The organism is Serratia sp. CY56464 (assembly GCF_052168435.1).
Lineage (GTDB): Bacteria > Pseudomonadota > Gammaproteobacteria > Enterobacterales > Enterobacteriaceae > Serratia > Serratia marcescens.
On the sequence record NZ_JBJNMV010000003.1, the window covers coordinates 245,903 to 266,648 of the forward strand.

General features: G+C 61.6%; 18 protein-coding genes. 13 read left to right on the top strand and 5 right to left on the bottom strand.

Annotated features, from left to right (window positions below; genetic code table 11):
* Positions 1 to 2: 2 nt before the first annotated feature.
* Positions 3 to 665 carry a DUF1190 family protein gene (locus ACJ8KE_RS17365; RefSeq protein WP_004937226.1) on the bottom strand — a complete coding sequence of 221 codons (663 nt, stop codon included), beginning with the start codon at positions 663 to 665 and terminating at the stop codon, positions 3 to 5.
* Between the two features lie 352 nt (positions 666 to 1,017).
* Here ACJ8KE_RS17365 and ACJ8KE_RS17370 point away from each other — a divergent pair, with 352 nt between their 5' ends.
* The 4 genes from ACJ8KE_RS17370 to dhaM are packed head-to-tail and all read left to right on the top strand — an operon-like array spanning position 1,018 to position 5,324.
* Positions 1,018 to 2,118 (top strand): glycerol dehydrogenase, encoded by a 1,101-nt coding sequence (locus ACJ8KE_RS17370; protein WP_016930147.1) that lies wholly within the window; start codon positions 1,018 to 1,020, stop codon positions 2,116 to 2,118.
* Positions 2,119 to 2,169: 51 nt separating this feature from the next.
* Entirely contained in the window at positions 2,170 to 3,240 is a 1,071-nt protein-coding gene (dhaK, locus tag ACJ8KE_RS17375) for a dihydroxyacetone kinase subunit DhaK (RefSeq protein ID WP_016930146.1), read from the top strand.
* Positions 3,241 to 3,249: 9 nt separating this feature from the next.
* The gene (gene dhaL, locus ACJ8KE_RS17380) at positions 3,250 to 3,882 is read left to right on the top strand and encodes a dihydroxyacetone kinase subunit DhaL (RefSeq protein WP_421131178.1); all 633 of its coding nucleotides are present in this window, start codon (positions 3,250 to 3,252) and stop codon (positions 3,880 to 3,882) included.
* 11 nt (positions 3,883 to 3,893) lie between these two features.
* A complete protein-coding gene (gene dhaM, locus ACJ8KE_RS17385; protein ID WP_079450156.1) occupies positions 3,894 to 5,324 on the top strand; it encodes a dihydroxyacetone kinase phosphoryl donor subunit DhaM in 1,431 nt (476 codons plus the stop codon).
* On the opposite strand, the gene dhaR is transcribed toward dhaM, so the two are convergent.
* Together dhaR and hasF are read right to left on the bottom strand one after the other, a co-directional pair.
* On the bottom strand, positions 5,321 to 7,270 hold the full coding sequence (dhaR, locus tag ACJ8KE_RS17390; protein ID WP_016930143.1) for a dihydroxyacetone kinase operon transcriptional regulator DhaR: 1,950 nt from the start codon (positions 7,268 to 7,270) through the stop codon (positions 5,321 to 5,323). The genes dhaM and dhaR overlap by 4 nt on opposite strands.
* A gap of 151 nt (positions 7,271 to 7,421) precedes the next feature.
* Entirely contained in the window at positions 7,422 to 8,921 is a 1,500-nt protein-coding gene (hasF, locus tag ACJ8KE_RS17395) for a multidrug efflux transporter outer membrane subunit HasF (protein ID WP_016930142.1), read from the bottom strand.
* A 347-nt stretch (positions 8,922 to 9,268) separates the two neighbouring features.
* On the opposite strand from hasF, the gene nudF reads away from it, so the two are divergent.
* The 6 genes from nudF to ACJ8KE_RS17425 all read left to right on the top strand — a co-directional run bounded on the left by nudF (position 9,269) and on the right by ACJ8KE_RS17425 (position 14,686).
* Entirely contained in the window at positions 9,269 to 9,901 is a 633-nt protein-coding gene (gene nudF / locus ACJ8KE_RS17400; RefSeq protein ID WP_016930141.1) for an ADP-ribose diphosphatase, read from the top strand.
* Entirely contained in the window at positions 9,901 to 10,326 is a 426-nt protein-coding gene (locus ACJ8KE_RS17405; protein WP_004937244.1) for a DUF1249 family protein, read from the top strand. The genes nudF and ACJ8KE_RS17405 overlap by 1 nt, the downstream gene beginning before the upstream one ends.
* 27 nt (positions 10,327 to 10,353) lie before the next feature.
* A complete protein-coding gene (gene cpdA / locus ACJ8KE_RS17410) occupies positions 10,354 to 11,181 on the top strand; it encodes a 3',5'-cyclic-AMP phosphodiesterase (RefSeq protein WP_004937250.1) in 828 nt (275 codons plus the stop codon).
* A complete protein-coding gene (yqiA, locus tag ACJ8KE_RS17415; protein WP_015379081.1) occupies positions 11,181 to 11,765 on the top strand; it encodes an esterase YqiA in 585 nt (194 codons plus the stop codon). Before cpdA ends, yqiA begins: the two co-directional genes overlap by 1 nt.
* A 46-nt stretch (positions 11,766 to 11,811) precedes the next feature.
* Positions 11,812 to 13,707: a DNA topoisomerase IV subunit B gene (gene parE / locus ACJ8KE_RS17420; protein WP_025304305.1), complete on the top strand. Its 1,896-nt coding sequence runs from the start codon at positions 11,812 to 11,814 to the stop codon at positions 13,705 to 13,707.
* An 82-nt stretch (positions 13,708 to 13,789) separates the two neighbouring features.
* Positions 13,790 to 14,686 carry a LysR substrate-binding domain-containing protein gene (locus ACJ8KE_RS17425; protein WP_016930138.1) on the top strand — a complete coding sequence of 299 codons (897 nt, stop codon included), beginning with the start codon at positions 13,790 to 13,792 and terminating at the stop codon, positions 14,684 to 14,686.
* Between the two features lie 8 nt (positions 14,687 to 14,694).
* Here ACJ8KE_RS17425 and ACJ8KE_RS17430 read toward each other — a convergent pair whose 3' ends face one another.
* On the bottom strand, positions 14,695 to 15,003 hold the full coding sequence (locus ACJ8KE_RS17430) for a putative quinol monooxygenase (protein ID WP_004937258.1): 309 nt from the start codon (positions 15,001 to 15,003) through the stop codon (positions 14,695 to 14,697).
* 33 nt (positions 15,004 to 15,036) lie between these two features.
* Positions 15,037 to 15,618 carry an NAD(P)H-dependent oxidoreductase gene (locus ACJ8KE_RS17435; RefSeq protein WP_016930136.1) on the bottom strand — a complete coding sequence of 194 codons (582 nt, stop codon included), beginning with the start codon at positions 15,616 to 15,618 and terminating at the stop codon, positions 15,037 to 15,039.
* A gap of 325 nt (positions 15,619 to 15,943) precedes the next feature.
* Here ACJ8KE_RS17435 and parC point away from each other — a divergent pair, with 325 nt between their 5' ends.
* From parC to ftsP, 3 genes are all read left to right on the top strand, one after another.
* The gene (gene parC / locus ACJ8KE_RS17440; RefSeq protein ID WP_261106401.1) at positions 15,944 to 18,217 is read left to right on the top strand and encodes a DNA topoisomerase IV subunit A; all 2,274 of its coding nucleotides are present in this window, start codon (positions 15,944 to 15,946) and stop codon (positions 18,215 to 18,217) included.
* A gap of 246 nt (positions 18,218 to 18,463) precedes the next feature.
* Positions 18,464 to 19,198, top strand: a complete 735-nt coding sequence (locus ACJ8KE_RS17445; RefSeq protein ID WP_004937266.1) for a 1-acylglycerol-3-phosphate O-acyltransferase — start codon at positions 18,464 to 18,466, stop codon at positions 19,196 to 19,198.
* Positions 19,199 to 19,330: 132 nt separating this feature from the next.
* Complete coding sequence (ftsP, locus tag ACJ8KE_RS17450) at positions 19,331 to 20,746, top strand: cell division protein FtsP (protein ID WP_004937270.1); 1,416 nt, start codon at positions 19,331 to 19,333, stop codon at positions 20,744 to 20,746.

Here is a 20,746-nt window from a genome sequence, read left to right on the forward strand (position 1 = left end):
CATCAACCGCCCATGCTGCGAGAGCCGGAGTTGGAAGTGGCGCTGCTGCGCTGCATGCTGGTCTGCTTGGCCACGGTCTCGCCGAAACCACCGCGGGTCACGGTATTGGTGACCGCAGGCTTCGGCGCCATGGCGGTTTTCGGCACCGTCATGGTGCGGCCGCCGGCGGTGGCCGGGCCGTAGCTCTTGCCGCTGGCGTCGACAAACTTGCCGTTCGCCGGGCTGGCGGCGTTCTTGGAGGTGAACAGCGGCTGCTGCGCGAAGCCGGAACCGCCCATCAGGCGGCCCATCATATAGCCCGCCATCAGCGGCATCCAGAAGCTGCCGCTGCTTTGTGATTCCGCCGCCATGCCGGCCTGTGCCGGAGCCTGGGTACACTGCGCTTCGCCGAACTCGGCGACGCAGTCTTCGCGAGTGGCGTATTTCGGCGCGGTTTTCGCGGCTTCTTTCAGGGCATTGTTGTAGGCGGTGGTGCACTGCTCGCTCATCGAAGGATTGGCGCGCGAACAGTCATCGGCATTCTGATACAGGGAGACCGTTTCATCGCTCTTCTCGCAGCCGGCCAGCATAAAGACGGCGCTGATCGCCAAAGCCACGGGCGCGACACGGTAGCTGCGCCAGGATTTGCGGAACGTCTCTTGGTTGATGTTTTTTGTCCGTTTCATCGTTATCAATCCCATCATGCGGGCTGTTTTCGCCCTTTCCCAGTAGTGGCGCTAAGGATAGGGGAAACATGGTCAAAATTAAAGCTGAAACGCCCGCAGAATCGACTCTTTACGCAGTTATACGTTGGGGTGTGCGCCAGTTCGCTTTCGCGGCGAAAAAACGCGCGTTGGCGTTTCATCATGAAACGTTGTCGCTATGATGATGTTCCATAATGGAACAAAAATCGCGTGGCTCGCCAGGTGGGCGGCAGGCGCTCATAGTCGAAGCACAACAACAAGCCGGCGGCGAAGTCGGCGCGTCATCACCTGATATCTGAACGTACCATCGCCAACTCCCTACAAGGATCCGGTTATGTTGAGAATCATCCAGTCACCAGGCAAATACATTCAGGGCGCCAATGCGCTGGCCGCCGTCGGCGAATACGCCAAATCCCTCGCCGACCATTATTTCGTGATCGCCGACGACTTCGTGATGCAGCTGGCGGGCGACACCCTGATGGGTAGCCTGCGGCAGCACGGCGTGAAACATCATGCGGCCCGCTTCAACGGCGAGTGCTGCCGTAAAGAGATAGACCGGCTTGGCTGCGAGCTGCAGACCCATGGCTGCCGCGGGGTGATCGGCGTCGGCGGCGGTAAAACGCTCGACACCGCCAAGGCCGTCGCCCACTACCAACGGCTGCCGGTGGTGCTCATTCCCACCATCGCCTCCACCGATGCGCCGACCAGCGCGCTGTCGGTTATCTACACCGAACAGGGCGAATTCGCCGAATACCTGATCTACCCGCGCAACCCGGACATGGTGGTGATGGACAGCGCCATCATCGCCAACGCGCCGGTGCGCCTGCTGGTGGCCGGCATGGGCGACGCGCTCTCCACCTATTTCGAAGCGCAGGCCTGTTTCGACGCCCAGGCCACCAGCATGGCCGGCGGCAAATCGACACTGGCGGCGCTCAGTCTGGCGCGGCTGTGCTACGACACGCTGCTGGCCGAAGGGGTGAAGGCCAAGCTGGCGGTCGAGGCCGGCGTGGTGACGGAAGCGGTGGAACGCATCATTGAGGCCAATACGTATCTGAGCGGCATCGGCTTCGAGAGCAGCGGGCTGGCGGCGGCGCACGCCATTCACAACGGTTTCACCGTGCTGGAGGAGTGTCACCACCTGTATCACGGCGAGAAAGTGGCGTTCGGCACCCTGGCGCAACTGATGCTGCAGAACAGCCCGATGGCGCAGATTGAAACCGTGCTGGCGTTTTGTCATGACATCGGCCTGCCGATCACGTTGGCGCAGATGGGCGTCACCGGCGATGCGGCGGCGAAGATGATGGCGGTGGCCGAGGCCAGCTGCGCCGCGGGTGAAACCATTCACAACATGCCGTTCAAGGTCACCCCTGCGGGCGTGCAGGCGGCGATCCTGACGGCGGATAGGCTGGGCGCCGCCTGGTTGCAGCGTCATTGATACCGTTGGGGCGCGGTGCGCCGCGCCCCTGTTCTTACAGAGGAAACCATCGTGAAAAAACTGATTAATCAGGTCGAGTCGGTGTTGGAAGAGCAATTGCAGGGGCTGGCGGAGGCCCATCCCGAGCTGCTGGTGCACGCGGATCCGGTGTTCGTGACCCGCGCCGACGCGCCGGTGGCGGGCAAGGTGGCGATCTTGTCCGGCGGCGGCAGCGGCCATGAGCCGATGCACTGCGGCTTCGTCGGTGAAGGGATGCTCGACGGCGCCTGTCCGGGCGAGATTTTCACCTCGCCGACGCCGGATAAAATGTACGAGTGCGGTCAGGCGATCGACGGCGGCGCCGGGGTGCTGCTGCTGATCAAGAACTACACCGGCGACGTGCTCAACTTCGAAACCGCCACCGAGCTGCTGCACGACAGCGGCGTCGCGGTGGCGACGGTGCTGGTGGATGACGACGTGGCGGTCAAAGACAGCCTGTTTACTGCCGGGCGGCGCGGGGTGGCCAACACCGTGCTGATGGAGAAACTGCTGGGCGCCGCCGCGGCGCGCGGCGACGATCTGGACGGCGTGGTGACGCTGGGGCATCGCATCAACAACCACGGGCATTCAATCGGCATCGCGCTGGGCGCCTGTACCGTGCCGGCCGCCGGCAAGCCGTCGTTCACCCTGGCGGAGAACGAAATGGAGTTCGGCGTCGGCATTCACGGCGAGCCGGGCATTGCGCGCCGCCCGTTCACCACGCTCAACGCGGCGGTGGACGACATGTTCCATACGTTGATCGACCACGGGCACTATCAGCGCGCGATCCGCGTCTGGGATCGTCAGCAGGGCGAGTGGCGCGACGAGATGCAGACCAAGCAGCCGCTGACGCGCGGCGATCGGGTGATCGCGCTGGTCAACAATCTGGGCGCCACGCCATTGTCTGAGTTGTATGGCGTGTACCATCGGCTGGCGGAGCGCTGCGCCGAGGCGGGCATCATCATTGAACGCAACCTGGTGGGTTCTTATTGCACCTCGCTGGATATGCAGGGGGTGTCCATCACGTTGTTGAACGTGGACGACGAGCTGTTGTCCTTGTGGGATGCGCCGGTGAAAACGCCTGCGCTGCGTTGGGGTTGCTGAGGAGGAATCATGGCGTTGACCAAACAACAGGTTGTCGATTGGCTGATGCGTTGCGGCGAGGTGTTCAGCCGGGAGCGCGATTTTCTGACCCAGCTGGACACCGAGATCGGCGATGCCGACCACGGTTTGAACATGAATCGCGGTTTCAACAAGGTGGTGGAAAAGCTGCCGTCGGTGGCGGACAAGGATATCGGCTTTATCCTGAAAAACACCGGCATGACGCTGCTGTCGAGCGTGGGTGGCGCCAGCGGTCCGCTGTTCGGCACCTTCTTCATCCGCGCGGCGCAGGCGGCGAACGCCAAGCAGAGCCTGGATCTGGCGGAGCTGCATCAGGTGATGCAGGAAGGGGTGGAAGGCGTGGTGATGCGCGGCAAGGCGGAGCCGGGCGACAAGACCATGTGCGACGTCTGGTGGCCGGTGGTGGACAGTCTCGGCCAGTCCGCGCAGCAGAACCTGAGCGTGGCGGAGGCGCTGCAGCGCGCCGCCGACAGCGCCGAGCGGGCGGTGGAGAGCACCATCATCATGCAGGCGCGCAAAGGGCGGGCCAGTTACCTGGGCGAGCGCAGCATCGGCCACCAGGATCCCGGCGCCACTTCGGTGATGTTGATGATGAAAACGCTGGCCGAGGTCGCCGGCAGTTAGCAGGAGGCGAGATGATTAATATCGTGGTGGTTTCGCACAGCGCGTTGCTGGCGCGCGGCGTTGAGCAGTTGGCGCGGCAGATGATGCGCGGCGACGGCTGCAAACTGGCGCTGGCGGCGGGCGTGGATGACGAGCAGCACCCGATCGGCACCGACGCGGTCAAAGTGATGGAGGCGATCGAAGCGGTCGCCGACGGCGACGGCGTTCTGGTGCTGATGGATCTGGGCAGCGCGCTGCTCAGTGCCGAAACCGCGCTCGATCTGCTGGATCCGGATCTGGCCGCCAAAGTGCGGCTGTGTTCGGCGCCGCTGGTTGAAGGCACGCTGGCGGCGGTGGTGGCCGCCAACTCCGGCGCCTCGCTGGAGCAGGTGGTGGCGGAGGCGCAGGGGGCGCTGCAGGCCAAACAGGCACAGCTGGGCGAGGCTTCACCGACGGCGAAAAGCGTGGCCTTGCCGCTGGCGCAGGGCAAAAGCGCAACCTGGACGGTGCAGAACCCGCACGGGCTGCATGCGCGCCCGGCGGCGCGGCTGGTCGAGACGCTGGCGCCGTTCAAGGCCGAGCTGGTGCTGGAGAAGCAGGGGCAGTGCGTCGATCCGCGCAGTCTCAATCAGCTGGCGCTGCTGCAGGTGCGTCATGGCGACACCGTTCGCCTGATCGCCGACGGCGCGCAGGCGGACGAGGCGCTGGCGGCGTTCAAAGCGCTGGCGGAACAACATTTTGGCGAGACGGTCTCCGAGCGGCAGCAGCCTTCGCTGCACGGTATCCCGGTGGCGGAAAGCGTCACCAGCGGGCCGGTGTTTCAGGCCCACAGCTTCTGGCCGCCAACCGCCGATCGGCGTATCGGCGCGGACGAGGTGCTGGGCGAACAGCAACGCCTGCGGGAGGCGTTACAGCACACGCTGAGCGATCTGAACCGGCTGGCGGAACGCACCGGCACGCTGATCGGCAAGCCGCAGGCGGCGATCTTCGGCGCCCACAGCATGCTGCTGGACGATCCGGATCTGCAGCAGGCGGCTTACACCCGCATCGCGCAACAGCTGTGCAGCGCCGAGCAGGCCTGGCGGCAGGTGCTGGAGGCGATCGCCGAAGAGTACCGCGAGCTGGATGACGACTACATGCGGGCGCGCGAATTGGACGTGCGCGACATGCTGCGCCGCACGCTGTGCCATCTACAGAGGCTGCCGCTGCCGGTTATTGCGCTCGCAGAACCGTCAATATTGGTGATGGACGAACTGATGCCTTCGGAGGTGGTGATGCTCGATCGCCGGCTGGTGCTCGGCATCTGTCTGAGCGGCGGCAATGCCCTGTCGCACAGCGCCATTCTGGCGAAGGCGATGGGCATTCCGATGGTGGTCGGCATGCAGGATTGCCTGAGCAAAACCCGCAGCGGACAGAAGGCGATGCTGGACGCCGCGCGCGGGGTATTGCAGCTCAGCCACTAAGCGCGCAGCTTGAACTGGCGGATGTCGATCCCGTGCTGTTTGATCTTCCGCCACAGCGTGGTGCGGCCGATGCCCAGCAGCTGCGCCATCTCCGTCACCTGGCCGCGGCTGACGGTCGCCGCGCGCAGGATCGCCTGGCGTTCCATGTCCGTCAGCGTCAACAGCGGCGCGCCGGGCGGCGGATCGCTTTCCAGCAGCGACGGCTGGCCGAGCAGGTGCGCCGGCAGATCCGCCAACTGGATGTGGTGGCCGTGGCAAATCATCGCCGCGCGCTCCACCACCCCTTTCAGTTCCAAATCGTTGCCCGGCCACAGATAAAGCGCCAACTGGGCCATCACCTCGTCATCCACCCGGAAGCGACACTGAAAATGCTGCTCCAGCGTGCGCAGATGGTGTTTGACCAGCAGCGGAATATCGCTCAGCCGCTGGCGCAGCGGCGGGATCTGGATCTCGAACGCCTGCAGGCTGTAAAACAGCTGGCGGCGGAAGCGGTTTTGCTGCACCAGCAGCGGCAGGTCGGCGGCGCTGCCGGCGATGACTCGGACATCGACCGGGATCACCCGGCTGGAATTGAGGCGGATCACCACGCCGGTTTTCAGCACCTGCAGCAGCGCCGACTGCATCTCCGCCGGCAGGTATTCGATCTGTTCGAGATACAGCGTGCCGCCGTTGGCCAATTCGAATTTGCTGAGCTGGCCCGCCTCTTCTTCGCTGGCGTCGCTGCCCAACAGTTCACGCAGCCCCTGCGCCTGCGGCAGCAGCTGGCAGTTGAGGGCGATATACGGCCCGGCGGCGCGTTCGCCGGCGTTGTGGATAGCCTGGCTGAGCAGCTCTTTGCCAACCCCTTCCTCTCCGCGCAGCAGGATCGGATGCTGGCCCTTGGCCGCCTGCTGGCCGTAACGGATCAGCCGCCGCATTTCCAGCGAGGCGGAGGGCATTTGCTCGAAACTGTGGCTGACGCGCCCCAACTGGCTGCTGACGTACTGGCGCAGCCGCTCGAGCGGGTGCAGCAGGGCGATGAAACTGCAGCGATCGCCGTCGAAAATCGGCTTTAGCGTCAGCAAAGCGGCAATAAACTGCCGCTGGCTTTCGAAGGTGACTTCGACGTGTTGCAGCGGCTGCCGGTCGGCGATGGCGCGCTTGAGCAGGGCGGGCAGCGTCAACAGCTGCGCCAGCGGTTTGCCCTGGCTCTGCTGTTCGTCCAGCTTCAGCAGGCCGGCGGCGCGCTGGTTGATGTATTGCAGGTAGCCGCGGTGATCCCAGGCCATGACGCCGTCGTCCACGCCGTCCAGCAGGCCGTAAAGTTGATTCAGATGGCGGTTGGATTCCGCCAGCAGGCCGTCGGCGTTCAGCGAGTTGCCGATTTCGCGGGCGATGGCCAGCGTCAGCGACAGATCGCCGGCGGCACAGTCGGCCAGCAGGCAGCCCAGCGCGATCGAGCCGCGCTGGCGGCCGCTGTTGTCGTAGACCGGCGTCGCGCAGAATGACCAACCGTGCAGCGCCCGGCGCACGTGCTCTTCACCGCTCACTCGTACCGGGTGGCCTTCCGCCGCCGCCAGCGCCGGAGCATTGGTGCCGATCTGCCCCTCGGCCCAGTAGGCACCGGGGGCGAACCCCAATTGCTGCAAAAGCTCCCAGGTTTGGGCGTCGCCGCATCGCCACAGCATGCAGCCGCTCTCGTCGAAGATCATCAACAGACAGCGACGCGGCTCCATGTATTCGCAGGCGTCTTCCAGCGCCGCCTGGCCGAGCGTCAGCAGATCGTTCTTGCGGCGGCAAATCGATTCGAAGGTGGCGCCCTGAGCGCGGTGCGGTGCTTGCCAGACATCGGGTTGCATCAGGCTGCGGCAGCGCAGCCAGGAGGCGTACACCGCCGGCGTCGGGCGCAGCGGCGGCGGCAATTCGCCGTCGTTAATCAGACGCTGCCAGCGTGAATCGTTGTCCATCGAACCTCATCCAGACTGCGAAAACGAGAGTGACGATGATACCACCTGACGCGGCGGCGGCTGTGAGGCGGCGGGCAGAAGCGGGGAAAATCGGGACAAAAAAAACGGGGCGCGGCGCAGGCCGGACCCCGTGTTTGTCAGCGTGCGCGCATCAGTTGCGGAATGGGTTGCCGCTGTTGCGAGCCGGTTGGCTGGTGGTAACGGCTGGCGCAGATGCGCGAGTGGCCGCCGGTGCCGGCGCCGCAGTTTGTTGCATCGGCGCATTGTCCTGATAGCCGTCCGCATAGGCGTCCTGCGCGCGATTCTGCGGTGCGACGGCGTCAGGCGCGGTCGATACCGGTTTGCCCAACGCGCCGTTCAACAGCAGCAGATCGTTCTGGTTCAGCGTGCCGAGCGCCGACTTGATGTTCAGTTGGTTGATCAGATAGGTATAACGCGCGTCGGACAGCTGACGTTTGGCGTTATACAGCGTGGTGGTGGCGTCCAGCACGTCGACGATGGTGCGGGTACCGACCTGATAACCGGCTTCCATCGCGTCCAGGGAGCTTTGCGCGGAGATCACCGCCTGTTTGTAGGCGTTGATGCTGCTGATCGAAGCGTTAACGTTGTTGAACGACGAACGCACGGTCTGCACCACGCTGCGGTGTGAGCTTTCCAACTGCTCGCTGGCGCCGACGAAGCCGTACTGCGCTTGTTTCACCTGCGAATTGGTCGCGCCGCCGCTGTACAGCGGCAGGTTGAAGCTCAGACCCACTTTGTTTTCACCGAGGTCTGCGTCGCGCGTGGTGTTGCGTGAGCCGCCGTAATTGTTGTTGGAGATCGCCGTGGAGGCGCTGAAGTCCACTGTCGGCATATAGCCGGTCTGCGCGGCGCGGATCTGTTCGCGCGCCAGATCCTGGCTCAGGCGGGCGGACAGCAGGCTCAGGTTGCGCGCTTCCGCTTCTTTCAGCAGGTTGTTCACCGCTTCCGGGCGTTGGGTGCTGAAGCGATCGGTGTTCAGCGAGGCCAGCTCGGGGTAGAAGGTGCCGGTGACCTGACGCAGCGTTTCCAGCGCGTTGTCCAGATCGTTGCGGGCGGAGACTTCCGCCGCCAGCACGGTGTCGTAGTTCGAGCGGGCGTTCTGCACGTCGGTGATCGCCACCAGACCCACGTTGAAGCGCTGGGTGGTTTGATCCAGCGTGCGGTACACCGCGTCTTTCTGCGCCTGGGTATAGGACAGCGTATCGATCGCTTTCAGCACGTTGAAGTAAGCGGTCGCCGTGTTGAGAATAAGCTGTTGCTCAGCGGTCTGGAAGGTGACGTCGGAGATGCCGGCGGTCTTTTCCTGCAGCGTCAGTTGGCGCCATTTCGACATGTCGAAGATGGTTTGCGTCAGCGCCAGCGAGCCGCTTGTGCTATCGCTATGGGTGTCGCGGCTGTCTCGATACCCGCTGGTGTAGTTGTAACCGGCGGTCAGGCCGAGCTGCGGCAGCAACGGGCTGCGCGCTTCGTTGATCTTTTCGAATGCGGCGTCGCGGTCAGCTGCACTTTTGCGCAGATCCGGGTTACTTTCCCTGGCCTGTTTGTAGACCTGCAGCAGGTTCTCTGCCTGGCTCATTGCACTGAAGCCGCCCAGGCTCAGTCCGATAAGAAGGGGGAGCAGTTTCTTCATTTGCATTCCTTGTTGTGCAGCAATATTGCTATGTTAGCGCTGACGATAGACGAAATAGTTGCCGATTCTAGCAGAGTCTGAGGTACGCATCAGGTGGCTGAATGTGCCATCTCACGTAACTTTTACCTTTCAGACCGCCCATTTACCTTGGCGTACTGCCCGGGTCGACTGCAGCTGATATTATGGCTGACAATCCGGATTGTTTCCCGCTATTACCTGCGAGCGCACAAACGTGCCGCATCCGGCGGCGAAAAACAGCCTAACATAAAGCCGCGGCGGAGAGTCCCGCTGTTTCTGTCATCAAAACCGTTTATTTTATCGGCATACTCAAGCAGGAGAATTCGCGCATGAACCGTTCGCAGCCGTCGCCCGTTACTTTCGATAAAAAAGATGTAGAAATTATTGCACGCGAGACGCTGTACCGTGGTTTTTTTTCACTCAATTTATACCGGTTTCGCCACCGGTTGTTCAATGGTGAAATGAGCCCTGAAATCACGCGTGAAATTTTCGAACGCGGCCATGCGGCGGTGCTGCTGCCCTACGATCCGGTGCGCGACGAGGTTGTGCTGGTTGAACAACTGCGCATCGCCGCGGTCGATACCAGTAATTCGCCCTGGCTGCTGGAAATGGTGGCGGGTATGATCGAAACCGGTGAAAGCGTCGAGGACGTATGCCGCCGCGAAGCGCAGGAAGAGGCCGGCGTGGTGGTCGGGCGCTGCAAACCGGTGCTGAGCTACCTAGCCAGCCCCGGCGGCACCAGCGAACGTTTGTCGATCATGGTCGGCGAAGTGGACGCCGGCACCGCCGAGGGCATCCACGGCCTGGCGGAAGAACATGAAGACATCCGCGTCCATGTGGTCAGCCGCGAACAGGCTTACCGCTGGGTTGAGGAAGGCGCGATCGATAACGCCGCATCAGTGATTGCATTGCAATGGCTGGCGTTGCACCATGAATCGTTGAGAAAAGAGTGGGCCAACTAATGAAACAGCGCTATACCCCTGATTTCCCCGAAATGATGAGATTGTGCGAAACCAACTTCGCGCAATTGCGCCGCTTGCTGCCGCGCAACGACGAAGCGGGCGAAACGGTGACTTATCAGGTGAACGGCGCCGGCTATCGTTTGACCATCGTTGAGTCCACGCGTTACACGTCGCTGGTGGAGATCGAGCAGATCTTTCCGGCGGTCAGCTACTGGAGCCTGCCCGCGATGACGGTGCGGTTGTACCATGACGCCATGGTTGCGGAAGTGTGTTCCAGTCAGCAGATCTACCGCTTTAAAGCGCGTTATGATTATCCTAATAAAAAGTTGCATCAACGCGACGAAAAGCATCAAATTAACCAGTTTCTTGCTGATTGGCTGCGCTACTGTTTGGCGCATGGAGCGATGGCGGTTCCGGTTTGTTAGACAGACTGAAATAACAAAGGACACCATTTGGAAAGCCTGTTTAAACTGCCCGTGGCGAGTGGGGCCGCGGTCAGGATTCTACAAATAACAGATACCCACCTTTTTGCCGGCGAACACGAGACGTTGCTCGGCATCAATACCTATCGCAGCTATCACGCGGTGCTGGACGCCATCCAGGCGCAGCGCCGCGACGTCGATTTGATCGTCGCCACGGGAGATTTGGCGCAGGATCATTCGCAAGAGGCGTACCGCCACTTCGCCGCCGGCATCGCGCAACTGCCGGCCCCCTGCGTGTGGCTGCCGGGCAACCACGATTTTCAACCGGCGATGGTCGACGCGTTGGCCGCCGCGGGCATTGCGCCTTCCAAACAGGTGCTGTTGGGTGATAACTGGCAAGTGCTGATGCTGGACAGCCAGGTGTTCGGCGTGCCGCACGGCGAATTGAGCGAATACCAGCTGGAGTGGATGGAGCGTTGCCTGCAGGCTCACCCCGAGCGCTATACGCTGCTGCTGCTGCACCATCATCCGCTGCCTTCCGGTTGCACCTGGCTCGATCAGCACAGCCTGCGCAACCCGCATATGCTGGGCGCAATCCTGCTGCGTTATCCGAAAGTGAATACCGTGGTGTGCGGGCACATTCACCAGGATCTGGATTTGGAATGGCAGGGTCGGCGCCTGTTGGCGACGCCGTCTACCTGCGTGCAATTCAAGCCGCACTGCACGAACTTCACCATCGACGACGTTTCCCCCGGCTGGCGCTACCTCGATCTGCTGCCGGACGGTCGCGTCGAGACGCAGGTGTTCCGCCTGGAAAACGACGATTTCCGCCCCGATATGGACTCGGATGGATACTGATGCCTTCGACACTGCTCTACCTGCACGGTTTCAACAGCTCGCCGCAGTCGGCCAAGGCGGTGGCCTTCAAGGCCTGGCTGGCCGAACACCATCCCGATATCGAGATGCTGGTGCCGCAGCTGCCGGCCTTTCCGGCGGAGGCCGCCGAGATGCTGGAAAATCTGGTGCTGGAACGCGCCGGGCAAACGCTCGGGCTGGTCGGCTCGTCGCTGGGCGGCTATTACGCCACCTGGCTGTCGCAGTGTTTTTCCCTGCCGGCGGTGGTGGTCAACCCGGCGGTCAAGCCGTTTGAGCTGCTGGTCGACTATCTCGGCGCCAACGAGAACCCCTACACCGGCCAGCAATATGTGTTAGAGTCTCGGCACGTTTACGATCTGAAAGTGATGCAGATCGATCCTTTGGAGTCGCCGGATTTAATCTGGCTGCTGCAGCAAACGGGCGATGAAATTCTCGATTACGGCCAGGCAGTGGCGTATTACACCGCGTGTCGGCAAACGGTGGAGTCGGGTGGAAACCACGCCTTCGTCGGTTTCGAGCACTACTTCCCCCAGATTGTGGATTTTTTAGGGCTAAACGCGGTCTGACGGACCGTTCCGGCACCTCCCTTTAACCACGAAAAAATAATCAACGATGACTCAATCCAGCTATAACGCTGATGCCATTGAAGTACTCAGCGGTCTAGAACCAGTGCGCCGTCGTCCCGGCATGTATACCGACACGACGCGCCCAAACCACCTCGGCCAAGAGGTGATCGATAACAGCGTCGACGAAGCGTTGGCCGGTCACGCCAAGCGCATCGACGTGATCCTGCACGCCGATCAGTCGTTGGAAGTGATCGACGACGGCCGCGGCATGCCGGTGGACATCCACCCGGAAGAGGGCGTGCCGGCGGTTGAGTTGATCCTGTGCCGGCTGCACGCCGGCGGTAAATTCTCGAATAAAAACTACCAGTTCTCCGGCGGCCTGCACGGCGTTGGCATCTCGGTGGTCAACGCCCTGTCGAAGCGGGTGGAAGTCAACGTGCGCCGCGACGGCAACGTCTACGGCATCGCCTTCGAAAACGGCGACAAAGTGCAGGATCTGACGGTGACCGGTACCTGCGGCAAACGCAACACCGGCACCAGCGTGCACTTCTGGCCCGATGAACAGTTCTTCGACAGCCCGCGTTTCTCGGTATCGCGCCTGACTCACCTGCTGAAAGCCAAAGCGGTGCTGTGCCCCGGCGTCGAGATCTATTTCATCGACAAGGTGAACAACACCGAGCAGCGCTGGTGCTACCAGGACGGCCTGACCGACTACCTGATGGAAGCGGTTAACGGCCTGATAACCCTGCCGGAAGCGCCGTTCGTCGGCAATTTCGCCGGTGACACCGAAGCGGTGGACTGGGCGCTGCTGTGGCTGCCGGAAGGCGGCGAGCTGCTGACCGAAAGCTACGTCAACCTGATCCCGACCATGCAGGGCGGCACTCACGTCAACGGCCTGCGTCAGGGGCTGCTGGACGCGATGCGCGAGTTCTGCGAATTCCGCAATATTCTGCCGCGCGGCGTGAAGCTGTCGGCGGAGGATATCTGGGATCGTTGCGCCTACGTGCTGTCGGTGAAGATGCAGGATCCGCAGTTTGCTGGGCAGACCAAAGAGCGTCTCTCCTCGCGTCAGTGCGCGGCCTTCGTTTCCGGCGTGGTGAAAGACGCCTTCAGCCTGTGGCTGAACCAGAACGTTCAGGCGGCGGAACAGCTGGCCGAGCTGGCGATCTCCAGCGCCCAGCGCCGCCTGCGCGCGGCCAAGAAAGTGGTGCGCAAGAAGCTCACCAGCGGGCCGGCGCTGCCGGGCAAGCTGGCGGACTGCACCTCGCAGGATCTGGCCATGACCGAACTGTTCCTGGTGGAAGGGGATTCGGCGGGCGGATCGGCCAAGCAGGCGCGCGATCGCGAGTATCAGGCGATCATGCCGCTGAAGGGCAAGATCCTGAATACCTGGGAAGTGTCCTCGGACGAAGTGCTGGCCTCGCAGGAAGTGCACGACATTTCCGTGGCGATCGGCATCGATCCGGACAGCGAAGATCTCAGCCAATTGCGCTACGGCAAAATCTGCATCCTGGCGGATGCGGATTCCGATGGCTTGCATATCGCCACGCTGCTGTGCGCGCTGTTCGTGCGCCACTTCCGTTCGCTGGTGAAAGGCGGCCACGTCTATGTCGCCATGCCGCCGCTGTATCGCATCGATCTCGGTAAAGAAGTGTTCTACGCGCTGGATGAAGAAGAGAAAGCCGGCGTGCTGGAACAGCTGAAGCGCAAGAAGGGCAAGCCGAACGTGCAGCGCTTTAAAGGGCTGGGCGAGATGAACCCGCTGCAGCTGCGCGAAACCACCCTCGATCCGAACACCCGCCGTCTGGTGCAACTGACGGTGGCGGAGGATGACGTCGATCAGACGCTGGCGGTGATGGACATGCTGTTGGCCAAGAAGCGTTCGGAAGATCGCCGCAACTGGTTGCAAGACAAGGGCGACATGGCCGAATTGGCGGTCTGAGCCTGACCCTGGCCCGGTGAAACGCCGGGCCGGCTTTCCCGCAGGGCGTTCATGCGGCGCCCGATAACCTGGGCCGGAATGCATGAAGATCACGCTTGAAGAATTGCTGGCGTTCACCTCGGTGGTCGACAGCGGTTCCATCACCGCCGCCGCCGATCAGCTCGGCCAGACAACATCCGGCATCAGCCGCGCGCTCAGCCGCCTGGAGAATAAGCTCGATACCACCCTGATGCGCCGCACGACGCGTCGTTTGGAGCTGACCGAAGAGGGGCTGAGCTTCCTGAACCATGCGCGTACGATCATCAGCTCGGTGGAAAATGCCGAAGAGCAAATGGCGGTGCGCCGGCAAATGCCCGCCGGGCGGCTGCGGATCAATGCGGCCGCACCTTTTATGGAGCACGTCATCGTGCCGCTGGTGGCGGGGTTTAGAGAACGTTATCCGCAAATTTCGCTCGAGCTGAACACCGACAACCTGATTATCGATCTGCTGGAAAAACGCACGGATATCGCCATTCGCATCGGTGCGTTGCGTGATTCGACCATTCATGCGCGCGCGCTGGGAGCCAGCCGGCTGCGCATCCTCGCCAGCCCGGTTTATCTGCAGCAGCACGGCACGCCGCAGAGCGTGGAGGAGTTGCATCGGCATTGTCTGCTCGGTTTTACCCAGCCGGAGTCGCTTAACCAGTGGCCGTTGCGCTATCGCCAGGCGCCGCATTTCACCATCACGCCGACGATCTCTGCGTCCAGCGGGGAAACGTTGCGGCAATTGGCGCTGCGGGGCGAGGGGATCGTACAGCTGGCAGACTTTATGACCCGCCGCGATCGGGAAGCCGGCAAGTTGGTGACGTTGCTGGAGCAGGAGACGCTGGACGTGCGCCAGCCGATCAATGCGGTGTATTACCGCAATACGCAATTGGCGGCGCGCATCACCTGTTTTCTTGACTACGTCAGCGCGCACATCGACGCGCAGACGTTATAAGGCGGAGCTTACAGGGCGTTTTCCAGGATGTAGATCTCGGTGTCCAGCACGCTGTCCTTGATGGTCTCGCGGTGTTTGAGCATGTGCTCAATGGCCAGGTGTTTTTCCAGATGCGCCATGCTTTCCCATTTCTCCAGCATGAACACCGAATCCGGCGACCGTTTCTGCCAGGGTGCCTGGGTATTGCTGTCGACCATCGGCGTATATTCGCCGCAGCCGTCTTCCGCCAGCACCAGCGGCACCAGTTTTTCAATGGCTTGCAGTACGGTGGCGCGGTGGCCGGGTTTCACTTTGATTTCTGCGATTACGGTGATCATGTCTGCCTCGTTGATGAGAATGTTCTGCGTCAGTTAAGCAAAAATTTTCGCCAAATGCTCGCGATAACGTGCGATGTCCGCTTCGATATCCGGTTGTTTTATCACGTTATTGCAGATAAAGGTCGGCAGCGCTTCCATTCCCAGGAACTGGTTGGCCTTGTGGAAGTGCAGGTAAACGCCGTCGACGCCGATACCGTGGAAGAACTGATCGGGATCGGTGAAGGCCTCCATCGGGGCGTTCCAGGTCAGGCTCAGCAGGTATTTTTTGCCCTGGATCAGGCCGCCGGAGCCATATTTTTTGCTTTCGTCAGAACGAGAGCGACCGTCGTTGGCATACAGGCTGCCGTGACCGGCGGTGAACACTTCATCGATGTATTTTTTCAGGATCCAAGGTTCGCCCATCCACCAGCCCGGCATCTGATAGATGACCGCGTCGGCCCACAGGTATTTCTGTACTTCGGCTTCGATGTCATAGCCGTCGTCGACCACGGTGACCTGCACATCGTGCTGCAGATCGCGCAGGAAGCCTTCCGCCACGTCGCTCAGGGTTTGGTTGAGTTCGCCGTTGGAATGGCCGAATTGTTTTTTAGCGTTGATAATCAGGATATTGCTCATCTTTCGCGGCTCCCGTCAGAGTTAAGATATGGCATGCTTCCCGCTGAAAAGGCGGAAACCATCTCGCTGGTGACGAGTGTAATCGTGAGTCAGGCAAGTAAAAATGCGATCCAGCGCACAACAGTGTTGACTGCCAGTCAATAAAGAGGCCGCCAGGTAGCGAAATTTTGCATAAACCGCATCGCGCAACCGGCCGCCGGCGGCGATCCTTGCGCCAACTGTGACAGCTACCCCGCAGATGGGTTACTATCGCGGGCAGAATCGACAAGCGATGCCTTTTGTCGTCCAAGGGATTGCCAAGCCACGGTCTGAGGATAATTGAGTAATGAGTGATCTGACTCATGACGGTGTAGAGCGTTTACCGCTGCACACATTCACTGAAAACGCCTATCTGAACTATTCCATGTACGTCATCATGGATCGGGCGTTGCCGTACATTGGCGACGGTTTGAAGCCGGTACAACGCCGCATCATCTACGCCATGTCTGAACTGGGGCTGACCAACAGCGCCAAATTCAAGAAATCCGCCCGCACCGTGGGCGACGTGCTGGGTAAATACCACCCGCACGGCGACAGCGCGTGTTATGAAGCCATGGTGCTGATGGCGCAGCCGTTCTCGTATCGCTATCCGCTGGTGGACGGCCAGGGGAACTGGGGCGCGCCGGACGATCCCAAGTCGTTCGCGGCGATGCGTTATACCGAATCGCGCCTGTCCAAATACGCCGAGGTCTTGCTGGCCGAACTGGGCCAGGGCACGGTCGACTGGATCCCGAACTTTGACGGCACGCTGCAAGAGCCGAAGATGCTGCCGGCGCGTCTGCCGAACATCCTGCTGAACGGCACCACCGGCATCGCGGTCGGCATGGCGACCGATATTCCGCCTCACAACGTGCGCGAAGTCGCCGCTGCGGCGGTGGCGCTGCTCGACAAGCCGGGCGCCTCGCTCGATGACCTGCTCGAGTTCGTGCAGGGGCCGGACTTCCCGACCGAAGCCGAGATCATTACCCCGCGCGATGAAATTCGCAAAATTTACCAGAGCGGCCGCGGCTCGGTGCGCATGCGCGCCGTGTGGAAGAAAGAGGACGGCAGCGCGGTGATCACCGCCTTGCCGCATCAGGTCTCCGGCGCCAAGGTGCTGGAGCAGATCGCCAGCCAGATGCGCGCCAAGAAGCTGCCGATGGTCGAGGATCTGCGCGATGAATCCGATCACGAGAACCCGACGCGTCTGGTGATCGTGCCGCGTTCCAACCGCATCGATCTGGAGCAGGTGATGAATCACCTGTTCGCCACCACCGATCTGGAACGCAGCTACCGCATCAACATGAACATGATCGGTCTGGACAACCGCCCGCAGGTCAAAGGGCTGGTGGAGATCCTCACCGAATGGCTGGCCTACCGTCGCGATACGGTGCGCCGCCGCCTGAACTACCGCCTCGAGAAGGTGCTCAAGCGTTTGCATATCCTCGAAGGTTTACTGGTGGCGTTCCTCAATATCGACGAGGTGATCCACATCATCCGCAGCGAGGATGAGCCGAAGCCGGTGCTGATGCAGCGTTTCGGCATCTCCGATACCCAGGCGGAAGCGATCCTCGAGCTGAAACTGCGTCACCTGGCCAAGCTGGAAGAGGTCAAGATCCGCGGTGAGCAGGACGAGCTGGCGAAAGAGCGCGATCAACTGCAGGCGCTGCTGGCGTCCGAGCGCAAGTTGAATACGCTGATTAAGAAAGAGATCCAGGCCGACGCGCAAACCTACGGCGACGATCGCCGTTCGCCGCTGACCGAGCGTGCGGAAGCCAAGGCGATGAGCGAGCACGATTTCGTGCCGTCCGAGCCGGTGACCATCGTGCTGTCGGAAATGGGCTGGGTGCGCAGCGCCAAGGGCCACGACATCGATCCGGCAGGGTTGAGCTACAAGGCCGGCGACAGCTTCCGCGGCGCGGCGCGCGGCAAGAGCAACCAGCCGGTGGTGTTCATCGATTCTACCGGGCGCAGCTATGCGCTCGATCCGATGACGCTGCCTTCGGCGCGCGGGCAGGGCGAACCGTTGACCGGCAAGCTGACGCCGCCGCCGGGCGCCACCATTGAGCAGGTGCTGATGGCGGCCGACGATCAAAAACTGCTGATGGCGTCCGACGCCGGTTACGGTTTCGTTTGCACCTTTAACGATCTGGTGGCGCGCAACCGCGCCGGCAAGGTGATGATCACGCTGCCGGACAACGCCAGAGCGCTGCCGCCGATGGAAATTCACGGCGCAGAAGATATGCTGCTGTCGATCACCGCCGCCGGGCGCATGTTGATGTTCCCGGTCGCCGATCTGCCGCAACTGTCGAAGGGCAAGGGCAACAAGATCGTCTCCATTCCGGCGGCGCAGGCCGCAGCCGGTGAAGACAAGCTGGCCTGGCTGTTCGTGCTGCCGCCGCAGGCGTCCGTCACGTTGTACGTCGGCAAACGCAAGCTGACGCTGCGTCCGGAGGATCTGCAGAAGTTCCGCGCGGAGCGCGGCCGCAAGGGCACCCAGCTGCCGCGTGGCCTGCAGCGCATCGATCGCGTCGAAGTGGATGCGCCGGTGCGGGCGTCGGGAGGCGACAGCGAAGAGTAAGCGTTGGCGCCGGCGTTAAAGGGCGGTCGCAGCATGCTGTGGCCGCCTTATTTATTTTTGCTGGCGTTTATTTTCCAAATAGTTAACATTTCTGCGCATAAAATTATTGTGCGTACTGCCGCCTGGCAGGAAAATAGCGAGAAATGCAGGCGACATCGGCGTGCTTACCGCCTGGCCGGCAAATAATGAGTAAAGGAATCTGCGCAGCGAAGTAAACTGCGTTGGCAGTGTGCTAATGAGGTTGTTATGTTATTGATTTTGCGTGCCGTTCTCGCCACTCTTTTCTGTATTCTGGTGTGTATTTTCGGTTCTGTTTATTGCTTGTTCAGCCCGCGCAACCCTCGCCACGTGGCGACCTTCGGCCATCTTTTCGGCCGCCTGTCGACGCTGTTCGGCATCAAGGTTGAAACCCGCGTGCCGGCCGATGCGGCCAACAATGGCAACTGCATCTATATCGCCAACCACCAAAATAACTACGACATGGTGACGGCCTCCAATATCGTGCAGCCGCGCACCGTGACCGTCGGTAAAAAAAGTCTGGTGTGGATCCCGTTTTTCGGCCCGCTGTATTGGCTGACCGGTAATCTGCTGATAGATCGTGATAATCGCGCCAAGGCGCACGGCACCATCGCCCAGGTGGCGGAGCAGTTCAAAAAGAAAGACATTTCGATCTGGATGTTCCCGGAAGGGACCCGCAGCCGCGGTCGCGGTCTGATGCCGTTTAAAACCGGCGCGTTCCACGCGGCCATCGCCGCCGGCGTGCCGATTGTGCCGATCTGTGTATCAACCACCAGCGGTAATATAAATCTTAATCGCTGGAATAACGGTCATGTGATCGTCGAGATGTTGGCGCCGGTGGATACCAGCAAATACGGCAAAGAAAACGTGCGTGAGTTGGCGGCCCATTGCCGTGAGCTGATGGAGGCGAAAATCGCCGAATTGGACGCCGAAGTCGCCCAGCGCAACGCCGCCAAAAAATAAGAGTCTACCGGCTTCAAAGAATAGGGTTTTAATTGGCGTTCAGCGCCGTTAACGCCTGAACGCCTGCTAATCTTGATTGGCGGGCGTTTGGGTTTTGCACACGGTTTAGTTATTGCTTTTCATGGAGAAAATATGTCACTCAGTCGACGTCAGTTTTTACAGGCATCGGGCCTGGCGCTGTGCGCGGGCGCCGTGCCGCTGAGGGCTGAGGCGAGCGGAACGCAGACCCCGTTACCCATTCCCCCGCTGCTGGAGTCTCGCCGCGGTCAGCCGCTGTTCCTGACCTTGCAGCGCGCCCATTGGGCGTTTATGGATAACCGCAAAGCGGCGGTGTGGGGCATCAATGGCATGTACCTGGGGCCGACGGTGCGGGTTTACAGCGGTGACGACGTCAAACTGATCTACAGCAACCGCCTGCAGGAGCCGGTAGCGATGACCGTCAGCGGTCTGCAGGTGCCAGGCACGCTGATGGGCGGCGCGCCGCGCATGATGTCGCCTAACGTCGACTGGTCGCCGGTGCTGCCCATTCGTCAGGCGGCGGCCACCTGCTGGTACCATGCCAACACGCCGAACCGTATGGCGCCGCACGTTTACAACGGGCTGGCCGGGCTGTGGCTGGTGGAAGATGCCGTCAGCAAAGCGCTGCCGCTGCCCAACCACTACGGCGTCGACGATTTCCCGCTGATCATTCAGGACAAACGCTTCGATAACTTCGGCACACCGCAATACGATGCACCGTCGCAGGGCGGTTTCGTCGGCGATACGCTGTTGGTCAACGGCGTGCAAAACCCGTATGTCGACGTGTCGCGCGGCTGGGTGCGTCTGCGCCTGCTTAACGCCTCCAACGCGCGCCGCTATACCCTGCAGCTCAGCGACGGGCGGCCGTTCAACGTGATTGCCAGCGATCAGGGCTTCCTGCCTGCGCCGGTCGCGGTGCAGCAGCTGTCGTTGGCGCCTGGCGAACGCCGGGAAGTGCTGATCGACATGTCGAAGGGCGAAGAGGTGACCATCACCGCCGGTGAAGCGGCGGGCATCATGGATCGCCTGCGCGGCCTGTTCGAGCCGTCGAGCATTCTGGTGTCCACCCAGGTGCTGACGCTGCGCCCGACCGGCCTGCTGCCGCTGGTGACCGACAACCTGCCGATGCGCCTGCTGGCGGATCAGCTGTTGGACGGCAGCGCCAGCCGCACCCGCGATTTCCGCCTGGGCGACGGCGGCGTCGGCATCAACGGCGCGATTTGGGACATGAACCGCATCGACGTACAGGCACAGCAAGGCACCTGGGAACGTTGGAACATTCATGCGGATACGCCGCAGGCGTTCCATATTCAGGGCGTGCAGTTCCTGATCAAACGCGTCAACGGCGCGCAGCCGATGGCGGAAGATCGCGGCTGGAAGGACACCGTCTGGGTCGATGGCGACGTCGAGCTGCTGGTGTATTTCAACCAACCTACCTCCGAACACTTCCCGTTCCTGTATTACAGCCAGACGCTGGAGATGGCCGATCGCGGCACCGCCGGCCAGCTGATGGTGCAGCCGACGATGTAA

Excerpts from the sequence above, each read along its gene's own strand:
- ACJ8KE_RS17365 (WP_004937226.1), bottom strand. The coding sequence starts at position 665 with ATGAAACGGACAAAAAACATCAACCAAGAGACGTTCCGCAAATCCTGG.
- ACJ8KE_RS17370 (WP_016930147.1), top strand. The coding sequence starts at position 1,018 with ATGTTGAGAATCATCCAGTCACCAGGCAAATACATTCAGGGCGCCAAT.
- dhaL (WP_421131178.1), top strand. The coding sequence starts at position 3,250 with ATGGCGTTGACCAAACAACAGGTTGTCGATTGGCTGATGCGTTGCGGC.
- dhaM (WP_079450156.1), top strand. The coding sequence starts at position 3,894 with ATGATTAATATCGTGGTGGTTTCGCACAGCGCGTTGCTGGCGCGCGGC.
- dhaR (WP_016930143.1), bottom strand. The coding sequence starts at position 7,270 with ATGGACAACGATTCACGCTGGCAGCGTCTGATTAACGACGGCGAATTG.
- hasF (WP_016930142.1), bottom strand. The coding sequence starts at position 8,921 with ATGAAGAAACTGCTCCCCCTTCTTATCGGACTGAGCCTGGGCGGCTTC.
- nudF (WP_016930141.1), top strand. The coding sequence starts at position 9,269 with ATGAACCGTTCGCAGCCGTCGCCCGTTACTTTCGATAAAAAAGATGTA.
- ACJ8KE_RS17405 (WP_004937244.1), top strand. The coding sequence starts at position 9,901 with ATGAAACAGCGCTATACCCCTGATTTCCCCGAAATGATGAGATTGTGC.
- yqiA (WP_015379081.1), top strand. The coding sequence starts at position 11,181 with ATGCCTTCGACACTGCTCTACCTGCACGGTTTCAACAGCTCGCCGCAG.
- parE (WP_025304305.1), top strand. The coding sequence starts at position 11,812 with ATGACTCAATCCAGCTATAACGCTGATGCCATTGAAGTACTCAGCGGT.
- ACJ8KE_RS17425 (WP_016930138.1), top strand. The coding sequence starts at position 13,790 with ATGAAGATCACGCTTGAAGAATTGCTGGCGTTCACCTCGGTGGTCGAC.
- ACJ8KE_RS17430 (WP_004937258.1), bottom strand. The coding sequence starts at position 15,003 with ATGATCACCGTAATCGCAGAAATCAAAGTGAAACCCGGCCACCGCGCC.
- ACJ8KE_RS17435 (WP_016930136.1), bottom strand. The coding sequence starts at position 15,618 with ATGAGCAATATCCTGATTATCAACGCTAAAAAACAATTCGGCCATTCC.
- parC (WP_261106401.1), top strand. The coding sequence starts at position 15,944 with ATGAGTGATCTGACTCATGACGGTGTAGAGCGTTTACCGCTGCACACA.
- ACJ8KE_RS17445 (WP_004937266.1), top strand. The coding sequence starts at position 18,464 with ATGTTATTGATTTTGCGTGCCGTTCTCGCCACTCTTTTCTGTATTCTG.
- ftsP (WP_004937270.1), top strand. The coding sequence starts at position 19,331 with ATGTCACTCAGTCGACGTCAGTTTTTACAGGCATCGGGCCTGGCGCTG.